Source organism: Agromyces atrinae, assembly GCF_013407835.1.
GTDB lineage: Bacteria > Actinomycetota > Actinomycetes > Actinomycetales > Microbacteriaceae > Agromyces > Agromyces atrinae.
The window spans coordinates 2794500-2820593 of record NZ_JACCBI010000001.1 but is presented as its reverse complement, the minus strand read 5'-3'; the positions used below and the strand labels follow the sequence as shown (position 1 = coordinate 2820593).

22 protein-coding genes are annotated in these 26094 nt (G+C 71.1%); 2 read left to right on the top strand and 20 right to left on the bottom strand.

Translation table 11 applies throughout. The features are described 5' to 3' along the window. Window positions 1-85 precede the first annotated feature (85 nt). Both BJ972_RS13195 and BJ972_RS13190 read left to right on the top strand, forming a co-directional pair. The gene (locus tag BJ972_RS13195) at window positions 86-853 is read left to right on the top strand and encodes an HpcH/HpaI aldolase family protein (protein ID WP_129172019.1); all 768 of its coding nucleotides are present in this window, start codon (window positions 86-88) and stop codon (window positions 851-853) included. Further along, window positions 850-2523, top strand: coding sequence for a DUF885 domain-containing protein (locus BJ972_RS13190; RefSeq protein ID WP_129172020.1), 1674 nt, complete (start codon window positions 850-852; stop codon window positions 2521-2523). The genes BJ972_RS13195 and BJ972_RS13190 overlap by 4 nt, the downstream gene beginning before the upstream one ends. A 275-nt stretch (window positions 2524-2798) precedes the next feature. Here the strand turns inward: BJ972_RS13190 and BJ972_RS13185 are convergent, their stop codons facing one another. From BJ972_RS13185 to BJ972_RS13090, 20 genes are all read right to left on the bottom strand, one after another. After that, window positions 2799-3335, bottom strand: coding sequence for an Lrp/AsnC family transcriptional regulator (locus BJ972_RS13185; protein ID WP_164989834.1), 537 nt, complete (start codon window positions 3333-3335; stop codon window positions 2799-2801). Between the two features lie 76 nt (window positions 3336-3411). Beyond that, on the bottom strand, window positions 3412-4506 hold the full coding sequence (locus tag BJ972_RS13180) for an ABC transporter ATP-binding protein (protein WP_129172022.1): 1095 nt from the start codon (window positions 4504-4506) through the stop codon (window positions 3412-3414). Further along, complete coding sequence (locus BJ972_RS13175) at window positions 4503-6065, bottom strand: ABC transporter permease (RefSeq protein WP_129172023.1); 1563 nt, start codon at window positions 6063-6065, stop codon at window positions 4503-4505. Before BJ972_RS13175 ends, BJ972_RS13180 begins: the two co-directional genes overlap by 4 nt. 7 nt (window positions 6066-6072) lie before the next feature. Next, a complete protein-coding gene (locus BJ972_RS13170; RefSeq protein WP_129172024.1) occupies window positions 6073-7119 on the bottom strand; it encodes an extracellular solute-binding protein in 1047 nt (348 codons plus the stop codon). A gap of 26 nt (window positions 7120-7145) precedes the next feature. Beyond that, the gene (locus tag BJ972_RS13165; protein WP_129172025.1) at window positions 7146-10313 is read right to left on the bottom strand and encodes a glycosyl hydrolase; all 3168 of its coding nucleotides are present in this window, start codon (window positions 10311-10313) and stop codon (window positions 7146-7148) included. 13 nt (window positions 10314-10326) lie between these two features. Continuing rightward, a complete protein-coding gene (locus tag BJ972_RS13160; RefSeq protein ID WP_129172026.1) occupies window positions 10327-10701 on the bottom strand; it encodes a PPOX class F420-dependent oxidoreductase in 375 nt (124 codons plus the stop codon). A gap of 20 nt (window positions 10702-10721) precedes the next feature. Continuing rightward, entirely contained in the window at window positions 10722-11681 is a 960-nt protein-coding gene (locus BJ972_RS13155) for an ABC transporter permease (RefSeq protein ID WP_129172027.1), read from the bottom strand. Then, window positions 11678-12721, bottom strand: a complete 1044-nt coding sequence (locus BJ972_RS13150; protein WP_129172028.1) for an ABC transporter permease — start codon at window positions 12719-12721, stop codon at window positions 11678-11680. The genes BJ972_RS13155 and BJ972_RS13150 overlap by 4 nt, the downstream gene beginning before the upstream one ends. Next, entirely contained in the window at window positions 12718-14568 is a 1851-nt protein-coding gene (locus BJ972_RS13145) for a dipeptide ABC transporter ATP-binding protein (protein ID WP_129172029.1), read from the bottom strand. The genes BJ972_RS13150 and BJ972_RS13145 overlap by 4 nt, the downstream gene beginning before the upstream one ends. Window positions 14569-14612: 44 nt before the next feature. Next, window positions 14613-16397, bottom strand: a complete 1785-nt coding sequence (locus BJ972_RS13140; protein WP_129172030.1) for an ABC transporter substrate-binding protein — start codon at window positions 16395-16397, stop codon at window positions 14613-14615. Window positions 16398-16578: 181 nt separating this feature from the next. Then, window positions 16579-17418: an LLM class flavin-dependent oxidoreductase gene (locus BJ972_RS13135; protein ID WP_129172031.1), complete on the bottom strand. Its 840-nt coding sequence runs from the start codon at window positions 17416-17418 to the stop codon at window positions 16579-16581. After that, complete coding sequence (locus BJ972_RS13130; RefSeq protein ID WP_129172032.1) at window positions 17415-18386, bottom strand: LLM class flavin-dependent oxidoreductase; 972 nt, start codon at window positions 18384-18386, stop codon at window positions 17415-17417. The genes BJ972_RS13135 and BJ972_RS13130 overlap by 4 nt, the downstream gene beginning before the upstream one ends. A gap of 69 nt (window positions 18387-18455) precedes the next feature. Beyond that, window positions 18456-19703, bottom strand: a complete 1248-nt coding sequence (locus BJ972_RS13125) for a M24 family metallopeptidase (RefSeq protein WP_129172033.1) — start codon at window positions 19701-19703, stop codon at window positions 18456-18458. Between the two features lie 138 nt (window positions 19704-19841). Further along, window positions 19842-20861 (bottom strand): LLM class flavin-dependent oxidoreductase, encoded by a 1020-nt coding sequence (locus BJ972_RS13120; protein ID WP_129172034.1) that lies wholly within the window; start codon window positions 20859-20861, stop codon window positions 19842-19844. Further along, window positions 20858-21184 carry a TIGR04076 family protein gene (locus tag BJ972_RS13115; protein ID WP_129172035.1) on the bottom strand — a complete coding sequence of 109 codons (327 nt, stop codon included), beginning with the start codon at window positions 21182-21184 and terminating at the stop codon, window positions 20858-20860. The genes BJ972_RS13120 and BJ972_RS13115 overlap by 4 nt, the downstream gene beginning before the upstream one ends. Then, complete coding sequence (locus tag BJ972_RS13110) at window positions 21181-22419, bottom strand: amidohydrolase family protein (RefSeq protein WP_129172036.1); 1239 nt, start codon at window positions 22417-22419, stop codon at window positions 21181-21183. Before BJ972_RS13110 ends, BJ972_RS13115 begins: the two co-directional genes overlap by 4 nt. 38 nt (window positions 22420-22457) lie before the next feature. Beyond that, the gene (locus BJ972_RS13105; RefSeq protein ID WP_129172037.1) at window positions 22458-23330 is read right to left on the bottom strand and encodes an ABC transporter ATP-binding protein; all 873 of its coding nucleotides are present in this window, start codon (window positions 23328-23330) and stop codon (window positions 22458-22460) included. Beyond that, the gene (locus BJ972_RS13100) at window positions 23327-24109 is read right to left on the bottom strand and encodes an ABC transporter ATP-binding protein (RefSeq protein ID WP_129172038.1); all 783 of its coding nucleotides are present in this window, start codon (window positions 24107-24109) and stop codon (window positions 23327-23329) included. Before BJ972_RS13100 ends, BJ972_RS13105 begins: the two co-directional genes overlap by 4 nt. Next, a complete protein-coding gene (locus tag BJ972_RS13095) occupies window positions 24109-25023 on the bottom strand; it encodes an ABC transporter permease (RefSeq protein ID WP_206736452.1) in 915 nt (304 codons plus the stop codon). The genes BJ972_RS13100 and BJ972_RS13095 overlap by 1 nt, the downstream gene beginning before the upstream one ends. Beyond that, window positions 25020-26033 carry an ABC transporter permease gene (locus tag BJ972_RS13090; protein WP_129172039.1) on the bottom strand — a complete coding sequence of 338 codons (1014 nt, stop codon included), beginning with the start codon at window positions 26031-26033 and terminating at the stop codon, window positions 25020-25022. The genes BJ972_RS13095 and BJ972_RS13090 overlap by 4 nt, the downstream gene beginning before the upstream one ends. Window positions 26034-26094: the final 61 nt, after the last annotated feature.

Below are 26094 nucleotides of genomic sequence, written 5' to 3'. Positions count from 1 at the left end.
GTCGTTACGGTAGATCTGTTTGTAAGTTACGTTCGTGTTTCATCTTGTCTATCGACAAGCCAACACGCCACTACACTAAACGATTGTGAGTTCAGACGCACCGAGAACCGTACAGATCGGCGGGTGGTCGATGCTCGGCAGCCCCGCCGCCGCCTCCCTCATGGCGCACATCGGCGCCGATTGGCTGCTGCTCGACGGCCAACACGGTCTCTACGACGACGCGAGCATCATCGCGTCGCTCGCGACGGCGCCCACCGAGACCGTCGTCTACGTGCGGGTTCCCACCAACTCGGCCGCGCTCATCGGGCGTGCGCTCGACGCCGGCGCCGCGGGTGTCGTCGTGCCGATGGTGCAGGACGCCGCCGAAGCCGCCGCCGCGGCAGCCGCCACGCGGTACGCGCCCGAGGGGTCACGCTCGTGGGGTCCGCTCGCGGCCTACCGCGGCGCACCCGTCACTCCCGCCGCCGAGGCCAACCGCCTCGTCTCGTGCGCCGTCATGGTCGAGACGGATGTCGCGGTCGGCAACGTCGACGCGATCGCCGCGACGCCCGGCGTCGACATGGTGCTCGTCGGTCCCTTCGACCTCTCGATCGCCCTCGGCCTGACCCTCGGCGAGCTCCTCGCCGACCACTCCCCCGGCAACCCGCTCGACACCGTCGTCGCCGCGTGCCGCGCCGCCGGCACCACGGCCGGCGCCTTCGCCGGCAGCCTCGACGTCGCGCGCGAGCTGATCGGCCGCGGGTTCACGTCCGTCGCCGTCGCCGTCGACAGCCAGCTCATCACCGCCGCGGGCACGGCACTCGTCGCCGAAGCCCGAGCCCTCGCCGGCTCCGATTCGGAGGACCCCGCATGACCGATTCCGTCCGCCGTATCGCCGACGAGTACGTCGCCGCCCTCGCCGCCCACGAACCCGCCGCAGCCCAGGCACTCGAGACGACGAGCCCCCGGGCGCTCGCCGACCTCTCGCCCGAGTGGCTCGAGGAGCGATACGCCCTGCAGGGCCGCGTGCTCGACCGCCTCGCCGCCCTGCCCGCCGACGCCGACGACCACGTGCTGCGCGCCGCCCTCGTCGAGCGACTCTCGAGCGATCGCGCCTTCTTCGACACGGGCTTCACGACGCGCCTCGTCGCGGGGCTCGCGAGCCCCGTGCACCTCATCCTCGAGAGCATCGAAGGGCTCGAGATCGGGGCGGATGACGCGGGCGAATCGGTCCTCGCACGCCTCGAGGCCGCACCCGAGGCGATCGACGAGTACATCCGCACGCTGCGCTACTCGCGCGACCTCGGCGCCGCCGGCCGATTCACGGGAACGGGCGTCGCGGCCGTGCGCCAGATCGACCTCCTCGCCGGTCAGGTCGAGGGCTGGGTCGACACCGACTACTTCGGGCGTCTGCCGCGGAGTGCCGACCTCTCCGCGTCATCCGCCGCCCGTGCCGATGCCGCGGCCGTCGCGACCAACGCCGCCCTCACCCGCCTCGTCGCCGTGCTGCGCGACGAGCTGCGCCCCGATGCTCCGACCGACGACGCCATGGGCGTCGACGTGTACGCGACCATGGTGTCGAGCATGCTCGGCACCCCCATCGACCTCGCCGAGACGTACGCGTTCGGCTGGAGCGAGCTCGACCGGCTCGTCGCGGAAGCGCGATCGATCGCGACCGAGCTCGGCGGCACGGGCGACGACCCCGTGCGCTCCGCGGCCGACCTGCTCGACGCCGACGCGCGCTACCGCCTCGAGGGCGTCGAGAACATCACGCGCTGGCTCGAGGAGCGCGTCGCCGAGACGACCGTCGTGCTCGGCGCTGAGGCCTTCGAGCTGCCCGCGACGATCGCCGACGTCGATTGCGTCGTCTCGCAGGCCTCGTCGGGCGTCGTGTACTACACGCCCGCTCCGCCGGACGGCTCGGTGCACAGCCGGATCGTGTGGACGATCCCGAGCGGTGTGCCCGTCGCGGCGACGTGGCAGGAGGTGACGAGCGTGCACCACGAGGGGCTGCCCGGGCACCACCTCGAGCACACCGTCAACCGCGCGAACCGCGACCTGCACCCGTGGCAGCGCTACCTCTGCGAGGTGCACGGGTACGCCGAGGGCTGGGCGCACTACGCCGAGCAGCTCTCCGACGAGCTCGGCCTCATCCGCGACCCCGCCGAGCGTCTCGGCATGATCCTCGGTCAGATCTGGCGCTCGGTGCGCATCGTCGCCGACATCGGCATGCACACCGGATGGCCCCTGCCCAAGACGACGCTCACGACCGAGCGCACCTGGACCCCCGAGCTCGCGCGCGACTTCCTCGTCGACTTCGCGCTCTGCGAGCCCGCCCTCGCGACGTTCGAGGTCGACCGCTACCTCGGCATCCCCGGCCAGGCGCTCGCCTTCAAGGTCGGCGCGAAGCTCTGGATGGAGGCCCGGGCCGCGTGGAAGGCCGAGCGCGGCGACGACTTCTCGCTCGCCGCGTTCCACCGCGAGGCCCTCGCCTTCGGCCCCATGGGCCTCGGGCCGCTCCGCACGCTCCTGCTCGCGGGCTGACGCCCGCGCGCGTCATCCGCCCGCCCCCTTTCTCCCGCCCCGCGAGTTGCCACTTTCGGCCCGTTACGGGCGCCCCACACGGGCCGAAGTTGGCAACTCACGGGATGACGGGGCCGACGCCGAACACCCGCCCATGTTGCCACTCGTGGTGGGTACCGAGGCCTCCGCACCCACCACGAATGGCAACACGACCCCGCGCGCGGGGAGGGGGCGCGAGTTGCCAACAATGGCCCGTTACGGGCGCCCCGCACGGGCCATTTGTGGCAACTCGCGGGCTACTCCGCGGCGGCGTCGGCCGTCGGCTCGATGGAGCCGGAGCCCTCGAGGAGCTCCTGCACGCTGCGCTCGCGCACGACCTCGCCGAGGCTGAGGAACGTCTCGATGCGCTGGAGCCCGCGGATCGGCCAGATGCGGTCGAGCAGCAGCGCCTGCAGGTGCGCGTGGTCGCGGATGCGGAAGCGCGCGATCATGTCGTAGCTGCCCGTGACGACGACGAGTTCGGTGAGCTCGGCGATGGCGCGCAGCTCGGCGAGGATCTCGGTGAGGTCGGCGTCGGCCGCGAGCGTCATGGGGATGTAGACGAGGCCGGGGTATCCGAGCGCCGACCAGTCGACGACGGTCGTGTAGCCGCGGATGAGTTCCTGACGCTCGAGGCGCGCGATGCGCTCGCCGACGGCGGGCGGCGACATGCCGACCTCGCGCGCGAGCTGACGCTGCGAGACGCGCGGGTCTTCGCACAGCAGGTAGAGCAGCTTGCGGTCGATGTCGTCGAGCTCGACGACGGGGCGCGGCTTCTCGACCTCGCGCGTCATGTTCGACATCGGCGAGCGCGGAGGGCGAGGGGGGCGAGCGTCCTGCGGTTCCCGCTCCGAAGCTGATCGAGCCATGTCACATCCTGTCTGATCGAGGGGTGGAGAGATCGTCCGCCGCGTCGGCCACGCTCGGATCGAGCATACGGTCGTCGGCGACGGTCGCGACGGCGCCGCGCACCGCGACGTTCACGCGTGCACCCGTGCGGGGTGCGTCGGTCGAGGCGACGGCGAGCGCCGTGCCCTCGTCGAGTTCGACGTGCACGAGTTCGTCGCGGCCTTGGAACACGACCCGCACGACGCGCGCCGGCACGCCGAGACCGTCGCCGACGAACGCGAGCGATTCGGGTCGGAGCACCGCGAGACGCGGCCCCGAGGCGGGCTCGTCGGCGAGCGCGAGCGCACCGAGCGCGCTCTCGGCCGTGTGTCGCCCCGTGACGCGCACGGGCACGAGGGCGGCCCGGCCGAGGAACTCGGCGACGAACCGATCGGCGGGATGACGGTAGACCTCGCGCGGCGCCCCCGACTGGTGAATCCGGCCGGCACGCATGACGAGCACGCGATCGGCGACGGCGAGCGCCTCGGCCTGGTCGTGGGTGACGAGCAGCGCCGAGCTCTCGGTGCGTTCGAGCGCGAGCAGCATGTCGCCGCGCACCTGCTCGCGGAGGTTCGCGTCGAGGTGCGAGAAGGGTTCGTCGAGCAGCACGAGACCGGGGCTCGCGGCGAGAGTGCGCGCGAGAGCGGTGCGCTGCTGCTCTCCTCCGGAGATCTCGTGCGGCATCCGGTCGGCGAGGCGCGCGAGTCCGAGCAGGTCGATCATGCGCGCGACCGTTCCGGCGCGGTCTCCCCGACGGATGCCGTAGCCGACGTTGCCCGCGACGCTGAGGTGGGGGAAGAGCACGTTGTCCTGGAACACGAGACCGACGCCGCGCGCCTCGGGCGGCACCGGTCGGCGACCACCAGTCACGCGCGTGCCGTCGATGTCGATCGTGCCCTCGCCGTCGGTGTCGAGGCCCGCGATGAGGCGCAGCGTCGTCGACTTGCCGCAGCCCGACGGCCCGAGCAGCGCGACGAGTTCGCCCGGCTCGACGCTGACGTCGGCGTGGTCGACGGCGGTGACGGGCCCGAAGCGGCGCACGAGCCCGCGCGCGTCGAGGGCGAGGGCGGCGCTCATGCCGCGACCGCCGCTCGCAGGGAGGCGCGCTCGTGCAACGCGAGGAGCGGAACGCTGAGCGCGACGAGCAGCAGCGCCGCGATGCTCGCCGTCGTGTACTGACCCTCGACGACGGCGCCCCACACGCGGATCGCGAGCGTCTCGGAGCCGGTCGGGCGCAGCAGCAGCGTGACGGGCAGTTCGTGCACGGCGGCGAAGAAGACGAGGACCGCACCCGCGAGCACGGCCCGACGAGTGAGAGGGGCGACGACGCGCACGGCCGTCGACGCCGACGAATGCCCGAGCGACCGCGACACCTCGAGGAGGCGCGGGTCGATCTGACGCAGCGCGACGAGGATCGCACCGACGGCGAGCGGCACGAAGACGACGGCGTAGGCGAGCGTCAGGGTCGTCACCGATTGGTAGAAGAACGCGGGGCCGGCGATCGAGAGCACGAGGATCGCGAGGCCGATGGCGAGGTGCGGCAGCGAGTGCGTCACCCACGGCACACCCTCGATCGCGCGGGCGAGTGCACCGCGCCGCCGGGCGGCGAGCGCGATGGGGATGGCGATCGCGGTCGTCACGAGCGCCGCGAGCAACGCGAAGAGCAACGCGTTGACGGCCTCGGCGATGACGGGCCCGGGCTGCGCTCCGCTGGCGAGCCCGCGCGCCGTCCATGTCGCGAGCGTCGCGACGGGCAGCACGGTCGAGCCGAGCACGACGAGACCGAGGAAGACCGTGCCCGCGAGCCGGCCGGCGGGCCCGAGCGGCACGGGGCGCGGGGGACGGGCCCGGGCGGCGACGGCGAGCTCCCGCCCGCGCAGCACGACCTGGCCGACGATGAGCGCAGCCGCGACGAGCACGAGCACGGCGCACAGCGCGAACGCGGGAGCGAGGTCGACCCGGCCGCGGAACTGCGCGTAGATCGCGCGCGTGAAGGTGTCGTACCGCAGCATCGACACCGCCCCGAAGTCCGAGATCACGTAGAGCGACACGACGCATGCCGCGAGCGCGAGCGTACCGCGCAACTGCGGGAGCACGACGCGCCGGATGACGCGGGCGGGCCGATCGCCGAGCAGCCGGGCGCTCTCGTCGAGGGCGGGATCCAGGCGGGCGAGCGCCGTCGCGACGAGCGTGTGCACGATCGGAACGCTCACGATCGTGAGGCACGCCGTCGCGGCCCACAGGCCCGTGGCGGGCGGCAGCCGGTCGATGCCGAACGGCGCGAGCCACGACGTCACGACCCCGCCGCCGCCGATCATGCCCGAGAGCGCGACGGCGAAGACGTACGCGGGCAGCACGAGCGGCACGGCGACGACCACGGCCCACACGCGCCGCCCGGGCAGCGTCGTGCGCTGCGTCAGCAGGGCCGTCGCCGTGCCGATGACCGAGGAGGCCACGACGACGAGCAGCGCGAGCAGGAGGGTGTTGCCGAGCAGTTCGACGAGCCGCGCGGGCGTGACGGTCTGCGCCTCGCGCCCGAGGTACGCCTGCACGACGAGGACGACGATCGGCGGCACGCTGAGCGCCGCGACCAGCAGCACGGCGAGTGCCGTGACGAGTCGTCCGGGCGTCGTCACGCGTCGCCTAGATCAGTCCGGAACGCGCGATGAGGTCGGTGGCGATGTCGAGGTTGCCGGCGACGACGGGCAGGTTCATGCCGCTGATGAGCGACGGGTCGAGCGGCCGCTCGCCCTCGGGCGTGCCGACGCCGTTGACGAGAGGGTACTCGCCCACCTCGTCGAGGAAGTGGCGCTGCGACTCGTCCGAGAGGAGGAATCGGACGAAGTCGAGCGCCGCCTCCTCGTGCACGGTCGAGGCGAGCATGCCGATCGTCGTCGGCATGAGCACGTCGCCCGGGTCGCCCGCATCGAACGAGTGGTTCTTCACGGGGAACGCGGGGTCCTCGGCGAGCAGGCGGTGCACGTAGTAGTGGTTCACGAGCCCGACGTCGAGGTCGCCCGCGGCGATCGCGCGCAGCTGCTCCTCGTTGCCGTCGAAGATCTGCGGGTCGTTCGCGGCGATGCCCTCGAGCCACGCGAGCGTCTCGTCCTCGCCCCGGATCGCGACCATGGCCGCGACGAACGACACGAACGAGCTGTGCGTTGGTGCGAGGCCCACGCGTCCCGACCACGCGGGGTCGGTGAGCTCGAAGACCGAGCCGGGTAGACCCGCCTCGGGGGTCGTCGCGGGGTCGTACGCGAGCACGCGACGGCGAGCGGTGACACCCACCCAGTCGTCCTCCGCGCCCGAGATGCCCTCGGGCACGAGGTCGATGATGTCGGCGGGCAGCGGTGCGAGCAGCCCGGGCTCCGAGATCGCCCCGATGTACGCCGGGTCCTGCGTGAAGAACAGGTCGGCGGGCGACGAGTCGCCCTCCTGCAGGATCGTCGTCGCGAGCTCGCCCGTGCTGCCGTATCGCGCGTCGACGCTGAGACCCGTCTCCTCCTCGAAGCGCTCGACGAGCGGGCGCACGTGGTCTTCGTTGCGTCCGACGTAGATCACGAGGTCGGTTCCGCCGCCCGACGCACCCTCACCGGCATCCGCTTTCGGGGTGGTGGAGGGTCCCGTCGCGCAGCCGGTGAGGGCGAGCGCGGCGGCGAGGGCGACGACGGCGAGGCGGGGAAGGCGCATGAGGGGTGGGGGCTCCGTTCGAGGGATCAGGCGGTGATGAGGGGGATGCCGGTGTCGGCGCGAACGGCCGATTCGATGGCGGGGATGTCGGTCTCGCGCACACTCTCGAGGCGATCGAGTGCCGCGTCGGCCTCGGCCGAGAACCGGTCGAGCACCTCGTAGACGCCCGGCACGGGACGCGTGTCGGAGAGTTCGACGACGATCTCGGGCAGCAGCACGATCTTCTGGTCGAGGCCGGCGGGCATCTTGAGCGCGTCGTTGTGGTTCTGCAGGTCGGGGTTCGTGAGCACACGGCGAACGGCGTCGATCTCGGTCATCGCCGCATCGACGCGCTCGCCGAGGTCGCCGTCGCCGAGCTTCGGTCGCAGCGCCTCGAGCGCGGCATGGGCCGACTCGCTCCAGCCGATGCCGTCGGCGACGCGCTGCAGCAGGTCGCGGATGCGCACGAGCAGCGCGAACTGCTCGGCGAGGTCGGCGTCGTCGGCGATGCCGCGCGGGTCACGCAGCACCTCGACCTCGCGGCTGACGGAGGTGGTGCCGTCGTCGAGGGTCACCGTGTACCGGCCGGGAGCCACGCGCGGCCCGGGGAACAGCACGTCGCGCTTCGCTCCGCCGCGCGGCGACGTGAGCGAGGGTTCGATGCGGAGGTCCCAGAGGAACGCGTGGGTGCCGGCCGACGTCGGGAGGATCTCTGCGGGGCCGAGATCGCGGTCGTCGGGGGCGACCGACGCGTAGGTGCGGAGCACGTCGCCCGCGTCATCCGTCACGGTGAGCGTCACCCGCTCGGCCTCGGAGGCGAGTCGGTAGACGAGCTGCAGTCCGTTCGGCGGGTTCTTCCCGCCGTCGAGCCACACCGATTCGACGGTGCCGTCGGGGTTCTTCTTCCGTGTGAACGTCGCGCCGCCGAGCGGCACGCCGGGGAAGCCGCCGACCCACGAGCCCTCACCGGGCATGTCGAAGCCGTCGGGCGTCGGGTAGCGGTAGGCGACGGGCGGCGTGAAAAGGGTCGTCGCACTCGTGCCGAGGGTCGCGATCTCGCGGAGCGGGGCGAGGTCGTCGAGGATCCAGAACGCACGGCCGTGCGTACCCGCGACGAGCTCGTTGGCGCGCACCTTGATGTCGTAGACGGGAACCGACGGCATGTTGCCGCGGAGGCTCGCCCACGTCTCACCGCGGTCGACCGAGAACCACACGCGACGCTCGGTGCCGAGGAGCAGCAGGTCGGGCTGCTCGGGGTCTTCCCGCACGCTCCGCGCCCACTCGTTCTCGGGCAGGCCGTCGACGATCGGGGTCCACGTCGCGCCGAAGTCGTCGGTGCGATAGACGTGGGGCTTCGAGTCCTGCAGGCGGTAGGCGTGCGCCGCGAGGTAGGCCGTGCCGGCGCGGTGCGCCGACGGCTCGATGCGCGCGACCGTCGCCCACTCGGGCAGGCCGGGCACGAACACCTCGGTCCACTCCCCACCGCCATCGCGGGAGACGTGCACGCGCCCGTCGTCGGTTCCGACCCACAGTTCCCCCGGTGTGAGCGGCGATTCGGCGAAGGCGTAGATGGTGCAGTAGACCTCGGCTCCCGTCGAGTCGCCCGAGATCGGACCACCCGTCGGCAGCTGTTTCGTGGGGTCGTTGCGGGTGAGGTCGGGGCTGATCGAGGCCCACGTGATGCCGCCATCGGGCGACCGGAACACGCGCTCGCCGCCGACGTAGAGCACGCCGGGCTCGTGGGGCGAGAACTCGATCGGGTAGGTCCAGCCGAAGCGGTGCTTCATCTCGCTCGCACCGATGCCCATGAAGTACTCGGGCCACACGGCGACGTCGCGCGCCTGCTCCGTCACCTGGTCGAAGCGCAGCAGCGGGCCGGGGTGGCCGAAACCCGCCCCGCCGAGCATGACGAATCGCGGATCGGAGCGGTCGAGCGCGACATCCCCCGCCTCGGCCTCGCCGAGCTCGACGCAGTCGGGCCAGCGCAGGGCACCCTTCCACGAGCGGGAGGGGGCGCGGATGCCCGAGTTGTCCTGCTGGGTCGCGTAGAGGTCGAAGGGGAAGCGGTGGTCGATGTCGAAGCGGTAGAACTGCGCCGTCGCCTGGTTGTAGATCGACGACCACGTCATGCCCGCGTTGACGCTCACCGCGGCGCCGCCGTCGTTGCCGTTGATCATGCGGCGCGGGTCGGCGGGGTCGATCCACAGGTCGTGGTTGTCGCCGTGGGGCGTCTGCACCTGCTGGAACGTGCGCCCGCCGTCGCGCGAGCGCCACGCCCACGTGTTCATGCTCCACACGGTGTCGGGCTCGGTCGGGTGGGCGATGATGTGGCTGTAGTACCAGGGGCGACCCTGCACCGAGCGCTCGCGCGAGACGTGCTCCCACGAGAGGCCGAAGTCCTCCGAGCGGTACACGCCGCCCTCGTCACCGATGGCCTCGACGAGCGCCCACACGCGGCCGGCCTTCGCGGGGCTCACGGCGACGCCGATGCGGCCGAGCAGGCCCGTGGCGAATCCGGGGTGGTCGGAGACGCGCTCCCACGTGTCGCCGCCGTCGATCGAACGCCAGAGGCCCGAGTCCTCGCCGCCCGAGATGATGTTCCACGGGTGGCGCACCATCTGCCAGATCGACGCGAAGATGATGCGCGGGTTCGACGGGTCGATCGAGAGGTCGGCGGCGCCCGCCTTGTCGGAGACGTGCAGCACGAGCTCCCACGACTGACCGCCGTCGAGGGTGCGGTACACGCCGCGCTCGGCGCTCGGTCCGAAGACGTCGCCCGTCGCCGCGACGAAGGCGATGTCGGCGTCCTTCGGGTGCACGCGCACCTTGGCGATGTGCTTCGTCGCGTCGAGGCCGAGGTGCTGCCACGTGCGACCGCCGTCGACCGTGCGGTAGACGCCGTCGCCCGGAACGACGTTGTTGCGGGCGAAGGACTCGCCCGTGCCGACCCAGACGACGTTCGGGTCGGACTCGGCGACCGCGATCGCGCCGATCGAGGCCGTGTCGAGGAACCCGTCGCTCATCGGGCGCCAGTACTGACCGGCGTCATCCGTCATCCACACGCCGCCCGAGCACGCACCCATCCAGAACCGCGAGTGGTCGGTCGGGTCGCCGGCGACGGCGACCACGCGGCCACCGCGCGCGGGGCCGACGCTCCGCCAGCGGATGACGGCGTCGCCGAGTTCGTTCGCGAGGTCCTGGGTGCTCTGGCTCATGCTGTCTCCTCGACTACGCGACGGGCTTGATCTTGCAGATGACTCGTTCGCTCTCGATCTGCTCGGGCTTGTACGGCCGCCCGAAGTACAGCTCCGAGAGCTCGTCAATGTGGGCCCGGGCTGCGTCGCCGCCGATGAATTCGACGACTTCGCCGCGCACCTCAGCGTACGAGTACGGGTTCTCCTGGTCGATGATGAGCACCGTGACGCGGGGGTCGCGCTTCATGTGCTTGTACTTCAGCCGGTGCACCTCGGTGTTGATGAGGATGTGCTCGTCGTCGCAATCGACCCACATGACCTGGGCGGTCGGCGAGCCGTCCTTCCTGAGCGTCGTGAGCGAGGCGAAGTTCTTACCCTTCGCGAGAGTGCGCGCGGCGTCACTGAGCACAGGGGGCCTTTCTGTCGAGGTCACTTGACTCGCACGCGCGAGTCGAGCAGGGCGTACACGATGTCGACGAGGATCGACGAGATCACGACGAAGAGCGAGGCGAGCAGCATCGTTCCGATGATGACGGGCTGGTCGCCACGGTTGACCGATTGGATCGCGAGTCGGCCGATGCCGTTGATGCCGAAGATCTGCTCGGTGACGACGAGACCGCCCATGAGCACGGCGATGTCGAGGCTCACCTGCGTGACGACGGGCGTGAGGGCGCTCCGCATGCCGTGCTTGTAGACGACCTTGCCCTCGGTGAGGCCCTTGGCGCGAGCGGTGCGGATGTAGTCCTCGCCGAGCACGCCCGCGAGCTGGCTGCGGGTGAGCCTCGCGTAGGTCGCGGCCGAGACGAAGCCGACCGTGATCCACGGCAGCAGCAGGTGTCGCGCCCACTCGAACGGGTTCGTCGCGAAGTCGACGTATCCCGCGGCGGGGAAGATCGGCAGGCCGAGCACCGTGAGCTGGTAGAAGAGCAGGTAGAGCAGGAGGAGGCCGACGACGAAGGTCGGCACGCTCAGCCCGCTCAGCACGAAGACGGTGCTGAAGCGGTCGCGGATCGAGCCGGGCCGACGGGCGGCGCCGATTCCGATCGTCACGCCGAGCGCGAGGGCGAGGGTGAGTCCGCCGATCGCGATCGACGCCGTCTGCGGCAGTCGCTGGAGGATCGAGTCGAGCACCGGCTGCTGGTTGTAGAACGAGTAGCCGAGGTCGCCCTGCAGCAGCCCGCCCATGTAGAGGAAGTAGCGGTCGATGACGGGGAGGTTGAGCCCCAGGCGCTCGCGCACGAGCTCGACCTGCTCGTTCGTCGCCTGCACGCCCGCGATGGTGCGCGCGGGGTCGTTGGGGGCGACGTAGAAGAGCAGGAACATGATCGCGCTGATCGCGATGAGGGTGAGGATGCCGGAGATCACCCTCCTGCTGAGAAAGCGGATCATGCGCTCGCCTTCCTGCGTGCTGCGCGCTTCGCGGCGCGGTTGCGGGCCAACCGGCGGCGGCCGGCGAAGAGTGTCTGACGGGGGTCGAGAGCGTCGCGGATCGAGTCGCCGAGCAGGTTGAACGCGAGCGTCACGGCGAGGAGCGCGGCCGACGGGAAGATCACGAGCCACGGGGCGATCGTGTAGAGCGAGCCCGTCGACGCGACCGAGAGCATGTTGCCCCACGTCGCCGTCGGCGGCAGCACGCCGAGCCCGAGGAACGAGAGCGTCGCCTCGAAGACGATCGCCTGCGGGATGAGCAGCGTGCCGTAGACGAGGATCGGCACGAGGAGGTTCGGCAGCACGTCGACGCGCATGATGCGCCAGTTCGAGGCGCCGAGCGACCGGGCGGCCTCGACGAACTCGCGTTCGCGGAGCGAGAGCACCTGACCGCGGACGACGCGGGCGATGGGCGCCCACGAGAAGAGCACGATGACGATGACCGTCGTGCCGAGCGACGGCCCGACGAGGGCGACGAGCGAGATCGCGAAGAGCAGCTGCGGCAGGCTCAGCGTCGTGTCCATGAGCCACGTGAGCACTGTGTCGACCCAGCCGCGCATGAAGCCCGCGACGAGTCCGACGAGCGTTCCGATGCCGAGGGCGCCGAGGGTCGCGGCGAACGCGACGATGAGGCTGATCTGCGCGCCGTAGACGAGCCGCACGAGCACGTCGCGGCCCAGGTTGTCGGTTCCGAGCAGGAACTGCGAGTTCGGCCCGACGGGCGTTCCGAACTCGGTGAGGCCGTCGTCACGGAACTGCTCGTTGGGCCCGTGCCCGATGAGCGAGGCGACGAGCGGCGCCGCGAGGGCGGCGATGATGACGAGCAGGATGACGGCGGCGGAGATCATCGCGGTGGGATCGCGGCGGAGCCTCGCCCAGACGAGCTGCAGCGGGCTGCGCGCCGCGACGGCGGCCTGCTGGGTCTGGCCCGGGACGGCGACGGCCTCGATCTCTTCGGCCACCGCCTCCTCGTGGGCCTCGGTGGCCTTCGGATCGGTCATGCGCTGGCCTCCCGGGGCGTGAAGCGGCTCTCGGCGGCCGAGGCCGTGTCGACGTGGGGCGCCGCCGCGAGCAGGGTGCGGGTGTACTCCTCGCGCGGCGACGAGTAGATCTCGTCGACCGTGCCGTACTCGACGACCTTGCCGCGGTACATGACGGCGACGGTGTCGGCGATGTGCTCGACGACGGCGAGGTCGTGGGCGATGAAGACGTAGGTGAGCCCGAGCTCCGACTGCAGCGAGCCGAGGAGGTTGAGGATCTGCGCCTGGATCGAGACGTCGAGCGCCGAGACGGGCTCGTCGCACACGATGAGCTTGGGGTTGAGCGCGAGCGCGCGGGCGATGCCGATGCGCTGCCGCTGACCGCCCGAGAACTCGGCGGGGAAGCGGTTGTAGTGCTCGGGGTTGAGTCCCACGAGTTCCATGAGCTCCTGCACGCGGGCGCGGAGGCCCTGCGGTCCCGCGGCGTCGTGGATGACGAGGGGGTCGGCGATGATCGAGCCGACGCGTCGCTGCTGGTTGAGCGAACCGTACGGGTCTTGGAAGACCATCTGCACGTCGCGGCGGAGCGCGCGGCGCTCGTCGCGGCGCAGGCTCGAGATGTCGCGGCCCTCGAACTCGACCGTGCCGCCCGAGAGCGGGATGAGCCCCGTGAGCGCGCGGGCGAGCGTCGACTTGCCCGAGCCCGATTCGCCGACGATGCCGAGCGTGCCGCCGCGGGGGATATCGAGGCTCACGCCGTCGACGGCGACGACCGTGTCTTTCTTCAGGCCGAGGGCACCCTTGCGGGCGCCGTCGAACGTGATGCGCACGTCGTCGATGCGCGCGAGCAGGTCGCGCTCGGCGGCGGCGACGGCGGCGACCGGGGCGTGCACGGGCAGGATGACGGGGCCGGCCTCCGACGCCGGCAGCACGCACGCCGAGCGATGCCCTGCACCGATCTGCTTCTCGTCGGGGAATCCGTCGAGGCACGCGTCGTGGACGAGGGCGCAGCGCGAGGCGAACGGGCAGCCGGGCTGCTCGACGAGGAGGCTCGGCGGGTTGCCGGGGATCGACTGCAGCACGGTGCGCTGCGAACCGACGCGCGGAACGGAAGCGAGCAGGCCGCGCGTATAGGGGTGGTGCGGCCGCACGAGCACGTCGGCGCGTGAGCCGCGCTCGACGATGCGACCGCCGTACATGGTCATGACGCGGTCGGCGACGCCCGCGACGACGCCGAGGTCGTGCGTGATCATGAGGATCGCCGTGCCGTGCTCGCGCTGCAGGTCGTTCATGAGCTCGAGCAGCTGAGCCTGCACGGTGACGTCGAGCGCCGTCGTCGGTTCATCGGCGACGAGGAGCGCGGGCCGCAGGGCGAGCGCGAGACCGATCATGACGCGCTGACGCATACCGCCCGAGAACTGGTGCGGGTAGTCGTCGATGCGCTTCTCGGGGTTCGGGATGCCGACCTCGGCGAGCACGTCGACGACGCGGGAGCGGAGCAGCTTCGGCGACGACTTCTCGTGCACCCGGATCGCCTCGGCGATCTGCGCGCCGATGCGGAACTGGGGGTGGAGCGAGGAGAGCGGGTCCTGGAAGACCATGCCGATCTCCTTGCCCCGGACGGAGCGGAGGTCCGCTTCGCCCATCGTGAGCAGGTCGCGGCCCTGGAAGACGGCGCTCCCCGAGACGATGGCCCCTCCCGAGAGACCGACCATCGCCTGGGTGCTGACCGACTTGCCCGAACCGGACTCGCCCACGACGCCGAGGGTCTGCCCCCGATCGAGTTCGAAGGAGATGCCACGCACGGCATGTAGTCGTCCGTCGCCCGTGTCGAACGAGACGTCGAGATCAGTGACGCTGAGCAGCACGTGGCACCTCCTTCATTGTTGTGTGTATCGACTACCGCGAGCGGTTAGCCGGTGATCCAGACGTTGGTCACGTCGCCGTTCTTGGTCCAGGCCAGGTACTCGAATCCGCCGACGCGGCTCGAGTGGAAGACCGGGGTACGGGCGAACGTGATCGGAATCCAGGCGGCGTCCTCGGTCGCGACGGCATCGGCCGCGATCCAGAAGTCGTTCGCCTCTTCGGGCGTCTCCGCCGCGAGGGCCTGGTCGACGAGCGAGTTGAACTCGTCGTTGTTCCAGCCGCCGAAGTTCGGCGAGCCCGCCGCGTAGCCGCGACCGTCGAGCATCGGCACGAGGTAGGGGCGTCCACCGAAGTAGTCGGCGCTCCACGCGGCGATGGCGATGTCCCACTCGCCGGCCTCGGTGATGTCCTGGTTGAGGAGGAACTCGCTGTAGAACGCGTTCTGGGTCGTGACCTTCATCTCGACCTGGAAGCCCGCGGCCTGGAGGTCCTGCTGCATGGCTGCGGCGATCGATGCGTAGGGCTCGGTCTCGCGGTAGAGGAGTCGAACCGGAACGCCGTCGGGGTAGCCGGCGTCGGCGAGCATCTGCTTCGCGACCTCGGGGTCGCCCTCTTCGGGAACGTCGAGCACGTTGGCCTGCGGGTCGCCGAGCACCTCGGGGGGCAGGATCTGCGTGGCGACGGCCGCGAGGCCGGGTCCGCCGAGGATCTGCTGGACGGCCGAGCGGTCGACGGCGAAGTTGAGCGCCTGACGGACCTCGGTCTTTCCGAAGGCGCCATCGGCGTTCGGGCTCAGCGTGTTGATGACGACGTAGGGACGGATCGCGCCGTCGCCACCGATGACGAGTCGCTCGTCGTTCGAGGCGAGGAGTGCGGGCACCGATGCCGTGGGGGTCACGGTGTCGGCCCACTGCATGTCGACCGTTCCGGCCTCGAGCTGCTGCTGGACCGCTGCGGCGTCCTGGCCCATGGCGATCTCGATCGCGTCGACGTTGGCCGTGCGCACGGGGTCGAGGTCGGCCTTCCACACGGGGTTCCGCTCGAGCGAGTAGCTCTGGTCGGGCGTGTACGACGTGATGCGGTACGGGCCGCTCGAGATGATGTTCTGGCGCAGCTCGGGCGAGTCGGGCAGGTAGTCGAGGTACTCGACGGGCTGCGGCGCGAGGAACACGCCGAGGGCCATGATATCGATGAAGTCGGCCGCGGGCTGCGTGATCGTGAACTGCACGGTGCGCTCGTCGATCGCCTGGACTCCGGCGATGTCGTTGCCCTCGACGTAGGCGCGGATGGCCTCGACGGTCGGCTCGACGGTCGAGAAGCCCGTGCAGTAGTCGGCGAGGCCGACGATCGTGTCGGTGAAGTACGAGAGCGCGTTCGACGGCGCCACCGGGTTGCAGATGCGCTTCGCGGCGAGCACGACGTCGTCGGCGACGATCTCGCGGGCGCCGTCGGGGGCGTCGAACTCGACACCCTCCTGCAGCTCGACGGTGTAGACGGTGCCGTCCTCGGAGATGCCGCCGTTCTCGCGCGTCGGGATCTCGAGCGCGAGGTCGGGCACGATCTCGGTCGCGTCGGAGTCGCCCTCGCCGGGGATCTGCGCGAAGAGCGTGCGGGTGAGCGCGCGGTGGATCTGGTAGTCGGGCGCCGAGTACGAGGCGGCGGGGTCGAGGTAGAGCACGTCGGAGTTGCCGGCGAGCTTCAGGGTGCCACCCGTGGTGGCGTCGCCACCGGCGTCTCCACCGCCGTCGGCGGGGGGTGTGCAAGCGGTGAGGAGGAGTGCGGGCAGTGCGATGGCGGTGACCGCCAGGCCCACTCGTGATCGGTGACGCATGGTGTTTCCTCTCGTGCGGTGAGGTGATGTCCGTCCGCTCGGCAGAGCGCAGGGCGGGTGCTACTTCGACTGTCCCTCGGCGCTGTTTCTCCGCAAGGTCATTTAGGTTACAAACTTGCTAACGAATACTCGGCGCTGAGTCTTAGTTTAGTTTTGCAAAGTTATTGACGTAGTTTACCTGTCAATCGATATCGAGTGCATCACGATTCGACGACACGGTCCGCGGCGGGTTGAATCCGGGCTCGCCCGCATCCGATCCGGCGATGCCGGGCCAGCGCGCGGGCCACCGCGACTCGGCGATGATGCGCGGGAAGACGGGCATCGCCGCCTCGGGCACGAGGTAGCGGGCGACGTGCTGTTCGATCGCGCCGGCATCCGCGTGCTCGAGGGAGACGAGCGCGATCGACGCGCCCGACGCGACGGCGTCGTGGATCGCCCGGCGATCGTCGTCGAGCGCACCGCTGAGCGGCAGCAGCACGGGCGCGGGTCGGTGCCGGTCGACGGATGCCGGGTCGAGGCCGGTCTCGCCGAGCCGAGGCAACCCCGTGGCGCCCGCGAGTTCCTCCGCGGCCGAGCCGCGCAGCCACACGGGCACCTCGAGCTGCGCGGGCGAGGGCGTCACGGCGATCGCCTCGGGCGACGACTCGCCGTGGAGCCTTGCGGGCACCGTCCAGCGCGGTCCGTCGTGGGTGATCCAGCGCGACGACCACGCCTCGCGCAGCAGTCCGAGGTCTTCGGCCGCCTCCGCAGCGGAGAGTCCTGCCGTGTCGACGAGCGCGATGACCCGCCCGCCCGAGAGCTGGTCGATGACGGCGATCTCCTCGGCGAGGGTCACGGGGTGCTCCGAGCCGAGCAACACGGGAACGATGAGGCGCGTGTACGTCGTGAGCGCGGCGACCTCGGCGGCGAGGGCCGCCGACGAATCACCGGCGTCGACGAGGACGGCGGCGAGACCCGCGGCGTCCGCGGCGCGAGCGAGGGCGACGGCGTCGCGCTCGGGAAGGACGAGTCCGATCCTCATGCGGCCACCCCCGCGAGCTGCGGCACGACCTTGTCGGCGAGACCGGCGAGCACCGAACGAACGGCTTCGGTCGGCGCTCCCTCGAGCACGACGCGGAAGATCGTCATGTCGACGCCCGCCGCGGCGACGGCCTCGAGACCGTCGATGACCTCGGCCGCATCTCCCGCGATCGTCGTCGCGACGGCGTCCTCGATCGCGCGATCGGTGTCGCGGAGGAAGTCCATCGTGGGGGTCGAGTCACGAGCAGCGACGCTCCAGCCGAGACCGGCGTAGAGCACGTAGCTCGCGCGCTGCCAGTCGAGGGCCGCGGCGCGCTCGTGCGGATCGCTCGTGAGCCAGACGTTCCGGAGCGCGGCGACGGGAGGCTTGACCCCTCCGGGCCGACCGGCCGACTCCCACCCCTCGGCGTGCGCCGCGGCGAGCTCGGCGACGAGCGGCAGCGGGTTCGCGCCGCTCAGCACGATGCCGAGGCCCTTCGAGCCGAGACGGGCCGCTCCCTTCGGGGTGGCCGAACCGCCCCAGAGCGCCGCGCCCGCGGGAACGGCGAGCTCCGACATCCGCTCGATGCCCGCGCCGAGCCGCGCCACCCGGTCGCGGCGCGAGAGCCCCTTGCCGTCGAACTCGATGTCGCGGTAGCCGAGGCCCATGCCGACATCGAGGCGGCCGTGGTGGCGCTCGGCGATGCCGGCGGCGACGCGCGCCGCACGGTCGGCGTCCTGCAGCGGCATGAGCATCATGCCCGTGCCGACGCGGAGCGTCGACGTCGCCGCGAGCACGGCCGACGCGACGGGAAGCAGCGACGGGCAGTAGCCGTCGTAGAAGAAGTGGTGCTCCGAGAGCCACAGCGACTCGTAGCCGCACTGCTCGAGGTGCCGCGCGTCATCCAGCAGGGTCGCGTAGGCCCGACCGTGCGGCCGAGGGGCCGTCGCGGTCGCTTGGAGGCACCAGAGGCCGGCACCGAATCTCATGTCGCTCCTCAGCGAGTCGTCGGAAGGTGGTGCTGTCGGGGCGCCGCAGGAGGGCAGCGCCCCGACAGGTCAGTTGGCGACGAGGTCGTTGGAGTGCTCGTTGATCGACGCACACCCCGTCTCCGAGAGCAGGAAGACGTCTTCGACACGCACGCCCACGCGGCCCGGCCAGAAGACCGAGGGCTCGATCGTGAAGAGCATGCCCGCCTCGAGAGGAGTCGTGTCCTCTTCCGAGATGTAGGGCAGCTCGTGCACGTCGAGGCCGATGCAGTGGCCCGTGCGGTGACGGAACCAGTCGCCGTAGCCGGCCTCCTCGATGACGGCGCGCGCCGCGCGGTGCACGTCTCCGCCGGTCGCACCGACGACGGCCGCCGATCGGCCGGCCTCCTGGGCGGCCATGACGATGTCGTAGACGGCGAGGTACTCGTCGTTCGGCTCGCCGATGTGGATCGTGCGGCCGAAGTCGGAGCAGTACCCACGCGTGATCGCCCCGAAGTCGAAGCTCACGCCCGAGCCCGCTCCGAGCTCGTTGCCCGAGACGCGCACCGAGGCGTCGCGGCCGAGGGCCGGACCCATCGCCCAGACGCCCGTGTCGAACGAGGCGCCGGGCGAACCGAGCTTCCGCATGCGGAGGTCGACCTCGGCGGCGAGGTCGAGCTCGGTGATGCCTGCGGTGACGTGCGGGGTGACGGCGGCCATGACGGCGTCGACGATCGCGGCGGATTCGCGCATGAGCGCGATCTCCTGCTCGTCCTTGATGCGGCGGATGCCGTTCGTGATCGTGTCGGCGACGATGAGTTCGGCGTCGGGTCGGTGGTTGCGCAGCTCGATCGTCGTCTCGGCCCACGAGCGGCTCGCGAGGGCGATGCGCTCCGACATCCCCTTCTCGTGCTCGCAGTGCTCTTCGTTCGGGCGGGCGCCGATCGCGACGCGCTTCGCCCGGGCGCGGTACGAGTCGAAGGCGCGACGGAAGACCTCGCCGCCGTCATCCGTCTCGGTCGCCGTGATGACGTCGCCGGCGACGCCCTCGGGCAGGTCGAACTCCTGGAAGTGGCGGGTCAGCACGAAGAGCGGCGCCTCGCCCGGGCTGATGAAGGCACCCGAGATCCAGTGGTTGGTGTAGCCGATCTCGCCGAACGAGGGCGCGCGGCGGGAGACGCCCGTGAAGTACTCGAGGTCGGACTGCGAAGCGGGCAGGAACAGCACGTCGACGCCGGCGGTGTCGAGGGCGCCCCACAGCTTCTGCTGGCGCGCGGCGAAGTCGAAGGGTGCCTCGAGGGCGGCGCGGAGGTTCGGTTGCCTGTCGGAGGTGAGCATGGCGTCCAGTCTGCCTCATTCGACCGATCGTCGCTACGCATTCGTTAGCTCAAATTGTTACAGTCTTGCTAAATGAAAGCTTTAAGAGTGACTTTGCCTTACCTCTGAATCAGCTTTCGCACCCCACTCCGTACACCGCTAGGCGTCGGTGAGCACCGCGGCACCGCGCACGCGCGGCAGTACCTCACGGCCGAGCAACGCGATGCCCTCGGCCTCGTCGATGCCGTGCGGAGTGCCGAACTCGATGCGATCGACCCCCGCGTCGATGAGCCGCTGAGCGTGCGCCGCGATGTCGTCGGGGTCGCCCGAGAAGGCGAAACGGTCGAGGATGTCGTCGGGGATCGATCGCCCGGCGTCGGGGTCGTTCTCGCGCAGTCGCTCGCGCACGTGATCGAGCAGACCCTCGGGCAGGTCGACCGTCGGATCGAGTTCGGCGACGACGTCGAGGTACATCGCGACCTCGCGGCGCGCGGCCTCCCGCGCGCGGGCCCGATCGCGGTCGACGACCGTGACGGCGCCGAGCACGATGCCGACGTCGTCGGCCGAGCGCCCCGCGGCCTCGGCACCGACGCGCACGCGTTCGCGCGTGACGGCGATCATGTCGGGGTTCGCGCTGCCGCCGATCTTGATCTCGTCGGCGACCGCTCCGGCGAGCGCCGCGCCCCGCGGTCCCCACGAGCCGAGCAGCACCGGTAGGCGCCGCGACGGCGTCGCGAGCCGCACGCCCTCGGCGAGCCGGAACCGCGTGCCGTCGTAGCCCGCACCCTCACCCGCGAGGAGCGCGTCGATGAAGCCGACGGCGTCGCGCAGGTGCTCGACGGGCCGCGTGGGGTTCACGCCGATGTCGCCGAGCCACGAACCGCGCGCGAGGCCGACGTAGGCGCGGCCGTCGCTGTAGGCGTCGAGGGCCGCGGCCTGGCCCGCGATCTCGTACGGGTGCAGCGTGAAGGGGTTCCAGCACGCGCAGCCGAGGCGGAGACGCCGTGTCGCTCGCGCCATCTCGATGAGGGCGACGATCGAGGGCTGGTACAGCAGGTCGGAGAAGACGCTCACGCCCGAGAAGCCGAGGTCTTCGGCGAGCAGCGCGAGCTCGGCGTAGGCGCCGGGCGCCTTGTCGGTCTGCAGACCCAGGGTGATCGGTACGCCGTCGACGCTCACGTGAGGTCCTCCGAGCGCAGTCGCGTGATGCCCGTGCGTTCGATGCGCATGATGAGGCGCTCCTCGGGGTCGGGGCACGCGACCTCGCTGTCGCGCTCGAGCCAGTCGCCCGCGGGCAGCGAGCGCTGCTTCGCGGGGATGAGCGGAACCGCGGCGCTCAGCGCATAGAAGCAGAAGTGCTTGCCGTCGGGCAGGCGCAGCTCGTTGCTGTCGGTCACGGTGAACTCGTCGCCGACGTGCATGCCGCACACCGATCGCCCCTCGATGCGGTCGACCACGACGCGCAGGTCGTAGAGCTCCATGTCGGTTCCGTCGTGCGTCATCGCACTCTCCCCTCGTCGCGGACGACGACGCCGTCCTTCATCACGAAATCGATCGTCCGCAGTGCGCTCGGCGACTGCAGCGGGTTCTCGGGCAGGGCGATGACGTCGGCCCACTTACCGACCTCGATGCTGCCCGCGTTCGCCTCGATGCCGAGCCAGCGCGCGGGGCCGAGCGTTCCCGCGCGGAGCGTCGACGGGGCGTCGAGCCCCGCGGCGTGCATGTGCTCGAGCTCACGCACGGCGGCCGTCGTTCCCTCGAAGGGCCAGAACGGCGGCATGTCACTGCCGAGGAGCACGTCGACACCGGCATCCAGTGCCGCTCGGTACGACTCGAGGTGCCGCTCGCCCGCGCCGAGCGAGCGCTCCTGCATCCACGCGGGAACGCCGAGCTCGTCGAAGAACGCGCCCGCGCGCGTCACGATGAGGGTCGGTACGAGCGACGTGCCGTTCTCGGCCATCGCCCGGCACACCTCGGGGGTCAGCTCGTAGCCGTGCTCGACGCAGTCGAGGCCGAGCTTCACGGCCTCGGCGATGACGTCGGCCGGGCCGGCGTGCGCCGTGACCTTCCGGCCCCACGCGTGCGCCGTCGAGATCGCCGCCGCCATCTCGTCGACCGTCAGCTGCGGCGTCGAGATGGTCTCGTGCTCCCCCGCGATACCGCCTGAGATCATGAGCTTGATGAGGTCGGCGCCCGCCTTGATCTGCGTGCGCACTCCGCGGGCGAAGTCGTCGGCGCCGTCGCACTCGAGCGTGTCGTCCGAGCCGTGGCCGTGGCCGCCCGTGCACGCGAGCGCGCGGCCCGCCGTGTAGATTCGCGGACCCTCGACGCGACCCGTCTCGATCGCGCGGCGCAGCGCGAAGTCGGCGTGCCCCTTCTCGGCGACGCAGCGCACCGTCGTGATGCCGTTGTGCAGCGTACGACGCGCTCCGTCTGCCATGTAGAGCGCGAGGCCCGCGGCATCCATCGCCTCGAGTTCGGCGCCGACCGGCCCCGGAAGTGAGAGCGAGAAGTGCGTGTGCATGTTGATGAGGCCGGGGGCGAGGTACGCCCCGCCGAGATCGAGGGCCGGATGACGCGCATCGAGGCCTCCGTCATCCGCCGTGATCTCGCTGATCACCCCGCCCTGCACGTGCACGGCGACCCCCGTGTGCACGGCACCGTCGACGACGTCGACGAGGTTCAGGTTGTGGAGCGTGACGCTCCCGGCGGTCGGGAAGCCCGTGATGACGCCCATTCGCGCCCCTCTCGTTGTGGTTCTGTCTCTCTGACGCGTCAGGACGCGACGAGCGCCTCGGCGGCCACGACGTGGCCGGGGCCGCACTCGACGAGCCGTGCGTCGTCGTCGCCCACGACGACCGTTTCGCGCCGCGGCGGCTCGGCGGGCATCTGCGCGTCGCGGCCGAGCCGCGGGATCGCACCGATGAGCGCGCGCGTGTAGGGATGCCGCGGGTTCGACCACACGGCGTCGGTCGGGCCGACCTCGACGATGCGACCGAAGTACATGACGGCGATGCGATCGGCGATGACGCGGAGGCCCGAGAGGTCGTGCGAGATCATGAGCAGCGCGACGCCCTGGGCCGTCGCCGTCTCCGAGAGGAGGCCGGCGACCTGCAGGCGCGTCGAGGCGTCGAGCGCCGAGACGGGTTCGTCGGCGACGATGACGCGCGGCTCCGACGCGAGGGCCCGCGCGATCGCGATGCGCTGGCGCTGGCCGCCCGAGAACTGGTGCGGGAAGCGCGCGGCGGCCGATGCCGGCAGGCCGACCGATTCGAGCAGTTCGGCGACGCGCGCCGCCCCGCCGCGACCGGCGATCGCGTCCTGGATCTGACGCCCCACCCGACGGCGCGGGTTGAGCGAGGAGTACGGGTCCTGGAAGACCATCTGCACGGCGCGATCGGCGACGGGGCGTGCGCGGCGACCGAGCGGCGAGATCGGGCGGCCGTCGATGAGCACGCGGCCCGAGTCGAGCGGGTTGAGACCGACGATCGCACGGCCGAGCGACGACTTTCCGCAGCCCGATTCGCCGACGAGGCCGACGACCTCGCCCGCGGCGACCGTGAGCGAGACGCCCGCGACGGCGCGCACGCTCGGCTTTCCGGGCACGCGGTACTCGACCACGGCGTCCTCGACCTCGAGCGGATTCATGCCGAGACCTCCGTATCGGGCAGCGCGTCGACGAGCGAGCGCGTGTACTCGTGCTGCGGGTCGGCGAGCACGTCGCGCGTCGCGCCCGACTCGACGACCTTGCCCGTCTTCATGACGTAGAGCCGGTCGGAGACGACGTTCATGACGGCGAGGTCGTGGGTGATGAAGAGCATCGCCATGCCGAGTTCGGTGCGCAGACCGTCGAGGAGGCGGAGGATGCCGGCCTGCACCGTCACGTCGAGGGCCGTCGTGACCTCGTCGGCGATGAGCAGCTCGGGCTCGCACGCGAGGGCCGAGGCGATCGCGATGCGCTGACGCATGCCGCCCGAGAACCGGTGCGGGTACGAGCGGATCGCGAGGTGCGGGTCGGGGATGCGCACGCGGTCGAGCAGTTCGATCGCGCGTTCCTTGGCCTGCTTCTTGGTGAGCGACCGGTGCACGCGCTGGTGTTCGGTGAGCTGGCGTTCGATCGTGAGCATGGGGTGCAGCGCCGTCATCGGGTCCTGGAAGACGACGGCGACGCGGTCGCCGCGGAGCGCGCGCAGGTCGCGGGACGAGAGGTCGAGCACGTTCCGCCCGTCGAAGAGCACCTCGCCCGTCGCCGTCGCGCCGCTCGGCACGAAGCCGAGCGCGGTGAGGGCCGAGAGCGTCTTGCCGCTGCCGCTCTCACCCGCGAGGCCGACGACCTCGCCCGGGGCGACGGTGATGTCGACGCCGTCGACGAGGTTGCGCCCGCCGAGAGCGAGACGCAGGTCACGGATGTCGAGGAGGTTCGTCATCAGAGCTCCATCGCCTGCACGGCACGCGAGGTGCGCGGGTCGAGGGCGTCGCGCAGCGAGTCGCCGATGAAGTTGAAGGCGAGCACGACGCTCAGGATCGCGAGACCCGGGAAGAGCGCGACCCAGTAGTTGTAGAACACGCGCGAGCCCTCCGAGACCATGGCGCCCCACTCCGGCGTCGGCGGCACGGCGCCGAGTCCGAGGTAGCTGAGGCCGCTGAGCAGGAGGATCGCGTTGCCGAGTTCGAGCGTCGAGATGACCGCGATCGGGCCGAGGATGTTGGGCGCGATGTCACGCCCGAGCGTGCGCGCCGACGAGGCACCGATAAGGCGCGACGCGGCGATGAAGTTCGCGTCGCGGAGGCCGAGCACGAGCGATCTCGTGACGCGCGCGTACGCCGGCCACGACACGACGACGATCGCGAGCACGGCGTTCACGAGCGACGGGCCGAGGGCCGCCGACACGGCCATCGCGAGGATGATCGCGGGGAAGGCGAAGAAGAGGTCGACGATGCGCATGAGCACGGCGTCGACGACGCCGCCGAAGTAGCCGGCGATCGCCCCGACGGTCGCGCCGACGATGAGCGAAAGCACGACGAGCATGACCGCGATGGGAATCGAGATCTGCGCGCCGTAGATGACGCGTGAGAGCACGTCGCGGCCGACGCCGTCCGTACCGAACGGATGGGCGAGCGACGGCGGCAGGAACCGCGCCGAGTCCTGCGCGAGCGGATCGTACGGCGCGAGGAGCGGCGCGAAGACGATGACGAACGCCCAGAAGGCGATGATGATGATGCCGACGACGGCGAGCGGGCGACGCCACGCGGCGGGGAGCCTCCACCGCGGCATCCATCGCCGACCGTCGGCCGCGCTGATCGGATCGACCGTGTCGAGGGCCTTCTCGGTGGTGTTCATGCGCGTCGGATCCTCGGGTCGATGATTCCGTACAGGATGTCGGTGGCGAGGTTCACGAGGATGTAGATGAGGGCGACGAAGATCGTCACGCCCACGATCGCCGAGAGGTCGAGCGTCGACGCCGCGCGATACGCGTACGAACCGATGCCCGGCCACGCGAAGATCTGCTCGACGAGCACCGTGCCGGCGAGGAGCGACGCGAAGGCCGTGCCCACGACGGTGATGACGGGCACGAGGGCGCCGCGCAGCACGTGACCGAAGACGACCGACGGGCCGCTCAGGCCCTTCGCCTCGGCGGCGCGGATGTACTCCTGCCCGAGCACGTCGAGCACCGACGCCCGCGTGAAGCGCATGAGGAGGCCCACCATGGGGGCCGAGAGCACGATCGCGGGGAGGATCAGGTGCCCGACCGCTTCGGCGAAGAGTGGGAGGTTGCCCGCGAGGAGCGAGTCGATCGTGTAAAAACCGGTGACGCGCGGCGGCGGTATCGCTCCCGCGTCGAGGCGGCCCGACGAGGGGAACCACCGCAACTGCGTCGAGAAGATCGCCGTCGCGATGAGCGCGAGCCAGAAGATCGGCACCGAGACGCCGCCGAGGCTCACCGCGCGCAGCACGTTGTCGATGGGGCGGTTGGCGCGGAGGGCCGCGATGATACCGAGACCGCCGCCGACGACGACCGCGATGATCGTCGCCGTGAGCGCGAGCTCCGCCGACGCGGGGCCGAAGAGCTGCAGGTCGGTCAGCACCGCGCGCGACGTCTGCACCGACTGACCGAGGTCGCCCTGGAAGAGGTTGCCGAGGTAGATGGCGAACTGCTCGTAGAGCGGCCGGTCGAGCCCCATGCTCTCGCGCATCGCGGCGACGATCGCGGGGTCGGCCGCGGCACGCTCGCCGAGACGGGCCGTCGCGGCGTCGCCCGGCAGCACCGCGGTGAGCAGGAACGCCACGAGCACCGTGCCGATGACGAGGAGGAGCGCGGCGCCGAGGCGCTTGGCGATGAACAGTGCCACGCGTCATCCTCTCTGTCGGGTCGGTCGGGCGGGGTTCTGCGGAAGCGAAGTGCCGCTCCGG